The 6,000-nt window shown below is 55.0% G+C and carries 9 protein-coding genes; 2 read left to right on the forward strand and 7 right to left on the reverse strand.

Features of this window, described 5'->3' with window-relative positions:
• Positions 1-47: 47 nt before the first annotated feature.
• Positions 48-296, reverse strand: coding sequence for a hypothetical protein (locus tag C7476_RS24205; protein ID WP_114432502.1), 249 nt, complete (start codon positions 294-296; stop codon positions 48-50).
• Between the two features lie 377 nt (positions 297-673).
• Here C7476_RS24205 and C7476_RS24210 point away from each other — a divergent pair, with 377 nt between their 5' ends.
• The gene (locus tag C7476_RS24210; RefSeq protein WP_114432503.1) at positions 674-1,003 is read left to right on the forward strand and encodes a hypothetical protein; all 330 of its coding nucleotides are present in this window, start codon (positions 674-676) and stop codon (positions 1,001-1,003) included.
• A gap of 14 nt (positions 1,004-1,017) precedes the next feature.
• Here the strand turns inward: C7476_RS24210 and C7476_RS28885 are convergent, their stop codons facing one another.
• The 4 genes from C7476_RS28885 to C7476_RS24230 all read right to left on the reverse strand — a co-directional run bounded on the left by C7476_RS28885 (position 1,018) and on the right by C7476_RS24230 (position 3,008).
• A complete protein-coding gene (locus C7476_RS28885) occupies positions 1,018-1,230 on the reverse strand; it encodes a hypothetical protein (RefSeq protein WP_114432504.1) in 213 nt (70 codons plus the stop codon).
• Between the two features lie 108 nt (positions 1,231-1,338).
• Positions 1,339-1,527 (reverse strand): hypothetical protein, encoded by a 189-nt coding sequence (locus tag C7476_RS24220; protein WP_114432505.1) that lies wholly within the window; start codon positions 1,525-1,527, stop codon positions 1,339-1,341.
• A 219-nt stretch (positions 1,528-1,746) separates the two neighbouring features.
• Entirely contained in the window at positions 1,747-2,103 is a 357-nt protein-coding gene (locus C7476_RS24225; RefSeq protein WP_114432506.1) for a hypothetical protein, read from the reverse strand.
• A gap of 635 nt (positions 2,104-2,738) precedes the next feature.
• The gene (locus C7476_RS24230) at positions 2,739-3,008 is read right to left on the reverse strand and encodes a hypothetical protein (protein WP_114432507.1); all 270 of its coding nucleotides are present in this window, start codon (positions 3,006-3,008) and stop codon (positions 2,739-2,741) included.
• A gap of 279 nt (positions 3,009-3,287) precedes the next feature.
• Between C7476_RS24230 and C7476_RS27915 the strand changes: the two genes are divergently transcribed.
• Positions 3,288-3,689 (forward strand): hypothetical protein, encoded by a 402-nt coding sequence (locus C7476_RS27915; protein WP_147274723.1) that lies wholly within the window; start codon positions 3,288-3,290, stop codon positions 3,687-3,689.
• A 247-nt stretch (positions 3,690-3,936) separates the two neighbouring features.
• Here C7476_RS27915 and C7476_RS28355 read toward each other — a convergent pair whose 3' ends face one another.
• Both C7476_RS28355 and C7476_RS28360 read right to left on the reverse strand, forming a co-directional pair.
• Positions 3,937-4,083 carry a glycine zipper domain-containing protein gene (locus C7476_RS28355; protein ID WP_181872585.1) on the reverse strand — a complete coding sequence of 49 codons (147 nt, stop codon included), beginning with the start codon at positions 4,081-4,083 and terminating at the stop codon, positions 3,937-3,939.
• 770 nt (positions 4,084-4,853) lie between these two features.
• Entirely contained in the window at positions 4,854-5,123 is a 270-nt protein-coding gene (locus C7476_RS28360; protein WP_181872586.1) for a hypothetical protein, read from the reverse strand.
• Positions 5,124-6,000 lie beyond the last annotated feature (877 nt).

Here is a 6,000-nt window from a genome sequence, read left to right on the forward strand (position 1 = left end):
TCACTCCAACCACCGATCCGGATCGTCAACCTTTATTTTGGGCGACGCTATGCGGGCAGCCATGAAGCATCCTCTGCGCCAGGATCCTCTCTGGCTCGTATCATGTCCAAGAGAGCCCGCCTCACCTCCTGCTCAGTCCAACCGACTTCAATGGCCTCCACGATCAATGCCTCAAGAGCTTCGCTCGACCGCTCAGCACTTTCCGCAATCGCCGTAAACCGCTCTTGCAAGGCTCGCTCGCACTCTTGCCACCGATTAGGATCGATGGAGGGCAATACGGGAGAAACGATAGTCATGTAACCTCCGTTCGATCAGCTTGTATCCGTCCATATGCTTCACCGGATAAGCACCTGACCAGAGAAGGAATCGCCTTGCGAACCTCTTGATCACGTCACCCTGATTTCACCACCTCAATCTGCAAACGTAGAAGCTTCCCATGCGGCATTGGTTCCCCGCGCGACTTCCGATTTCAATGCATGTTTCCTGCACAGCTACCAACACGCATGGCCATCGTCTCGATTTGACAAGCGCTTGGAATGGAATGGTATTGTCGGAGCATTAAGGGTACGCGGACAAGGTCGCCTTGAACCCTTGGATCTCGTTCCGGTATTCGGATTGTACTCTCAAACGAGCTCGGCCATGGCCGGCCCTGCGCAATTGGTCTCGGGAAAACATGACCATCGATTGGATATCAACACTGCAGGAGCAGGCGGAGTTCGCGAACCAGATCGCGGACGACGTGAAACAAACTCTGGAAATTCCTGATTTGAGCGTTACCCAGGCTACCCGGCTCTACCGCGTCGTGGAGCAAGGCGCACAGACGTTTGATCGGATCATGGAGGAAATGGAGAGCGCCAACGATATAGACGATGAACTGCGGGACGGCGCTGGATCAATAGCGGACATGTGGACCAATCTTTCCGTGACGACTGCGAACAAGGTCCGCGTCATGCAGGGCCTATCACCGATAGACTTTCCCTCGGGTCCCGGCGGCAGACGTTAAGGACCGATGGGCATTCAGTCAGCATAAAGCAGCAGGATGCCGCCAACCACAATCAGAACTACCGCGGGAATGTTTCTCGTCAATCCGAGGAACTTCAGCCCCTGCCCGCGGGGTTCCAAGGAGGGTGAGCTTTGATTGTCTGGCGATTGAGGTGGTCGGCTCAGCCTGCGTCCACTGAGCGCTGACCAAGCCGAATAGAGCACGCCAGCAAAAAATTGCACCAACAGCCTTCAGCATCACTCATCTCCACCACAATCGTGGAACTCCAGCTTCAATCATTCGACCGTCTCGGCAATCAGCTCGTGCGCCCGAATTGGTAAGTTCGGACTCGCCTGTCAAAAGCCCTGCTTTTTTCCCGCGCTCTTGCCGTCGGAGCTTTTCGAACGTTCCTCAAAGCGATCTGCACCCTTGGCAAGGTCAGAACCTTTTTGCGCTTCGACCTTCTTCTCATCCGCTGCTGCACTCTTTCTCAATCCGCGCGCCGCTTGCTTGCCTTTTTCTGTTGGAGCTTGCTCGATACCCATCGCATTCCTCCTGGCTTACTTCCCTGTGCTGAACGGTTGGATTGTGGGTTCGTTCCCACCTCTCGTCAGCCACGCGTGGCTTTTGGGGGTGCCTCGCTGTCTGCGGGCGGGTACTCACATCTCAAAGCAGGCAGCGGACAGATTCTACTGCAAAGCAGATTGTTATCGACCTTCAACCGCTGGACGCGTAATGGTCTACGTGTCCAACGGTTGCAAACTTTAGCTTTTGCAGTCCTTATCGGCATCGGCCGAAGCGGCAGCAGTCTTGTCGCCTTTCTGCTGGGCCTGGATATCCTGCTGCGATGTTGCCTGGTTTTTGTCGGCCGCCATGGGCATCGTGTCGCCGGACTTTTGCTCGGTTTTGGCTGCCGTGCTGGAGCTTGTCGTGGTGCCCACACTCGCTGCCTCTGTTTGGGTCGTGCTGTTGGCGCTGTCCTGCATCGGCGCTTTGCTGCCGTCTTTCGAGATCCCGGTCTGGGCATCTTTCTTTGCTGCATCCGGGCAATCAGCCACGGCAGTTGACATTGCCATCGCGGAAATAGCGGCGGCGACAAAAATTGAAGCAATTGGTTTCATAATGGTCTCCTCCTCTGGTGCCTCGTGACAACAACCGTTCTTCGGCAGGAAGGTTCCTGTTGTGTGCTCCGAAGGGGCAGGTCAGATGCCCCTGCAAAATTCGGACCTACAATAATTCCTTGATATCCCAGGCGAGGTAGTGTCGAAGCGAACAACGGCCATGTCGAGGAATACGGTCGGTGCCAAGTCGCAATATGCGACCGCTTCCGCGGATTCCGAAAACCAGCCGCTCGACGGCGGTACTTGCCAATCCAGACACCTCTCTTTGCCTTCGGGAGCCTTCCGACCGAAGTAGGCACCCTGGCCGAAATTGGCATTCTTAAAAATGTAAACGCAGTTTACAGAATGCGAACATGTCGACTAACGCCGACCTTTGCATTTCGGACTGACGCTTGCCGGTTGCGGGAACTGATCAAAGCTGGATACGTTTTGTTCACAGACAGCATCGGTCGTGTTAAACAGACGTGACGGCAGGGCGGACAGGACAGTTTTTCTGGTTTCCAGTCTTGGCCAACGAAACGGCAGGCGAGCGCATATCCCGTCCGGCCGATGCTGTCGGCGGGGAGTTGCAGCATCGGGTAGCGACGACGACTGCCCCAAAGATGTAAACCGTCTTTTCAGAGTGGCGAAATACATCACGCCAGGACTTGGCGAGCGAGTCGAATTCCCACCGACACTGTAATCAACCACAGCGCCTCATCCCAGTGGCTAAAGTAATCAGCCGGAAAACGCTCTCTGAATGCTGTCGTGATGACGCTGGTGAAGATGGCGTAAAGCGCCAGCCATCCTGACGCTGCCATGACAAAATTCGTCTTCCCCATGGCTGCTATAAACACTGATACGCATAGCTTGAGGCCAAACCTGCCGACCGTCGCATGAGAGACCGCGTCCAGCTGAACGTTCATCGCCCGCCCTTGTCCTTGTTGTTCCGTGTTCAATCAGGTGGGAAGTTCAGTCCTGAACGAACACCTGACCGTAAATAAAGGAGGTATATATATTTTCGATTGGATCAAAATCCCTGGATCATTAAAAACTCATATAAAATCTGGCTGGTGCGCTGTTTGGGAAAGTTACAGGATTTTGATATTTTGGGCGCTTGGACCAGATGGAATTTATATGAAGTTCCGGCTTAGAATTCGTCCAGAATGCACGGGAGGCAAGAACCATGGAAGTGGCAAAGATGCATGACCATCCATCTTGCTTGCAGTCTTGATTGTCCTGATTCTGGCACTGCAAGAACAACATGTGCGCAAGTGACATCCTCGAAGGCTTCTGCAGGCGATATGAGTGTCGTGGCTTCGTACCTTTACCGTCAGGGAAGACGGGCGGAAGCGATCACGATCGAAAAATCCGGCCCGCAGAAGAAAGTCAGCGAATTCTTTTGGATCGGCGTGCATGATCCCTCCCAGGAAGAACTTGCAACGCCCAGAAAATTCAGGCGTGATCGCGACCCTATGCGGGATCTTTTACGTCCGCTCTGCCACATGGGCGGAAGTGTCGATCGAATGACAGCCCAACCGTTTTTGAGTGTCTTCCAGCGGACATCGTATTGCGCAAGATTTCAAAGCCGATATTCTCTTATTTGAACATGGAGGCTGCCCATGGCGACGCAGTTAAATGGCCGTTTGGAATGCTCCGAATGCCGGGCGACGTATCTGCGTATACCCACACACGTTCGTTCGGACAGTCCAATATTATGTACCACCTGCGGTAACTATATCGGCAGGTGGTATGAAGTCGAAAGCAGTTTTATGAAGCAGGGCGGTTTGAACGGAGTGTTCGATCTCCATGATGGCCATATCATAAAGATATGATGTGACTGACTGCTGCCAATCAAATTCCTGGATGAGATTTGGACAACCAGTGCCCCACGGCAGCACCGAGCGCGATGCCCACGGCGATCCCAATCGCGGTGCTGTCAAACAACATATTTCCGAGCATTGCGCCAATCCCAATACCTAGACCCATTCCCATCGCCATGCCAATTCTCCCACGGCTGTGGTGCTTCCGAAGATAAACTACGCCGCCGTAGTTCGACAGGTAGAACATCGGTGCAAGCGAGATCGGTTTTCAAGTCACCGCGGCCCAACTGAATCTTTCCTTCTAATCAACGAACGTTTCAAATTCGCGCGTGAAACAGTGCGCGGCAAGCGGTCTATCTATTCTGCGCTCATGGCTATCGCTCCCGCTGGGGTGAAGCCGAACCCGACCCGCGCAGCCAATGGCTGGATGACAAAGTGAAGGCGACCCGACAACCGGGGAAATCTCGACGGCGTCAATCCGCCCGAAACTAGCGCCAAAGTGAACGACAAATTCCTTGGCCCGTTCGTCGCATCATTTTGGATGGTGTCGGCCACTTCCCCACGCGCGAGGCACCCGACGATGTGGCACGGCGAAACTCGCACCACAGATTACGCTCATTTGCCCTTCTAAAACGGATTGACGTAGTTGAGGATCGCGGTTTGCCGCAGCACCACTTTACGAATTATGTGACTGGCTTTCACCCGATCGGTAAAGATCGCTGCCAGCCCGGTGCTGCCGGCGGGCAGCACTTGTGCGGTCTTGGGATCATCGAGTCGTATGCGTATGACAAAGGGGGCGGACTCGATCTCATCGGGGGCGGTGGCCAGCTGACTTGCGCCTGCCCGGTGGCGACTGCCTGTACCACTGTCTCGACGCGCCCCGAAAAAACCTCGCCAGGGTAAATGTTGAAGGCGATCTCCACCGGCGGGCTGACCTCGACGTACCCATCAGAGAGGGCGAGATTTACCCCCGCGCGGCGGTCTGGATAATCGGGCTGCCCGCGCAGCACGGCGATCATGCGATGGATTTCCGTCAGTCCCCAGCCCCGCGCGAAACGCTGCCTCCACCAGGGGCCGGACATCTGCGTTGTGACCAAGCGCCAGGACGCCTTGCCGCAGCGCATTCGCCAAGTCGGCTTCGCGTTCGGGATAAAACGCGGTTCGTGGCGGCGGTGGTACGGGACCGAGCGTATCAGCCATGGTCTGCGGGAGGATCAAGGGCAGCTCCGAATGAGTTCGAAACCCAAACAACCGTGAAGCGGCCACCGGGTTCCGTGCGCACCCTGGTTATTCAACAATAACCTTAAGTTGAAATGGCTGTTGATCAGTCGCAACTCGGTTGACGTTTGTCGTAAGCGAACATCCCGACCCAGCCCCACAGAGTCCACAAGCCATGCGGGCTTGGTCTTTCATTTTGCCTTCGAACAGGGACTATTCTGGCTTTGCTTGAGGGAAACCCCTGATTGTCGCCTCTTCTGTTGCAGCGTAAACTATTGGATAGGCAAAGGCCCACCCCGTCCCGCGCCCCCCGCCGCTGCGGCCAAAGCCCGGCGGCGGTTTTTTCAATCATTAATTGGCGCATGGTCTCCTCGGCGCGATGGTAACGTTAATTCGCAATTCGGCAGCAGCCCGCATTGATAAAGACCTTGGCGCAAAGCTGAGGGCCCTTCGCTTGGCCGCCGGCCTCACTCAATCAGAGCTCGGCGAACTATGCATGTTTTGATCCCATATCACTTGCCGCTTTCCGCGCCTGTTCCTCCACGTCACGTCCAGTCCTGGCCTGAGGCCAAGCATCGCAAGTACGCTGGCAGGGTCTGGCCAAAGTGTCTCCCACCAGCCCGTTGTTGAATCTCAGTCCCTTTAAAGAACTCGGGAAGATCACTAATCTTTGTTGGTAAGCCACATTTGGTTTTGGCTGAGATCGCTAAGTCAGAAAAAAACAAATGTCCGCCTATGAAGCCCATATCGATCGGGGTTTTCCCGCTTGGCTAGATGCACACGCGATCAGGGCGCGAGCAGTAATGTTGGAACCGTCGGTTCCTGTGTGAAACTAACTGTGCCTTGCATCGGCCGCTAGCCTTCACCGCTTTCTGTG

Source organism: Phyllobacterium bourgognense (genome assembly GCF_003337575.1).
Lineage (GTDB): Bacteria > Pseudomonadota > Alphaproteobacteria > Rhizobiales > Rhizobiaceae > Phyllobacterium > Phyllobacterium bourgognense.

Excerpts from the sequence above, each read along its gene's own strand:
- C7476_RS24205 (WP_114432502.1), bottom strand. The coding sequence starts at position 296 with ATGACTATCGTTTCTCCCGTATTGCCCTCCATCGATCCTAATCGGTGG.
- C7476_RS24210 (WP_114432503.1), top strand. The coding sequence starts at position 674 with ATGACCATCGATTGGATATCAACACTGCAGGAGCAGGCGGAGTTCGCG.
- C7476_RS24220 (WP_114432505.1), bottom strand. The coding sequence starts at position 1,527 with ATGGGTATCGAGCAAGCTCCAACAGAAAAAGGCAAGCAAGCGGCGCGC.
- C7476_RS24225 (WP_114432506.1), bottom strand. The coding sequence starts at position 2,103 with ATGAAACCAATTGCTTCAATTTTTGTCGCCGCCGCTATTTCCGCGATG.
- C7476_RS24230 (WP_114432507.1), bottom strand. The coding sequence starts at position 3,008 with ATGAACGTTCAGCTGGACGCGGTCTCTCATGCGACGGTCGGCAGGTTT.
- C7476_RS27915 (WP_147274723.1), top strand. The coding sequence starts at position 3,288 with ATGACCATCCATCTTGCTTGCAGTCTTGATTGTCCTGATTCTGGCACT.
- C7476_RS28355 (WP_181872585.1), bottom strand. The coding sequence starts at position 4,083 with ATGGCGATGGGAATGGGTCTAGGTATTGGGATTGGCGCAATGCTCGGA.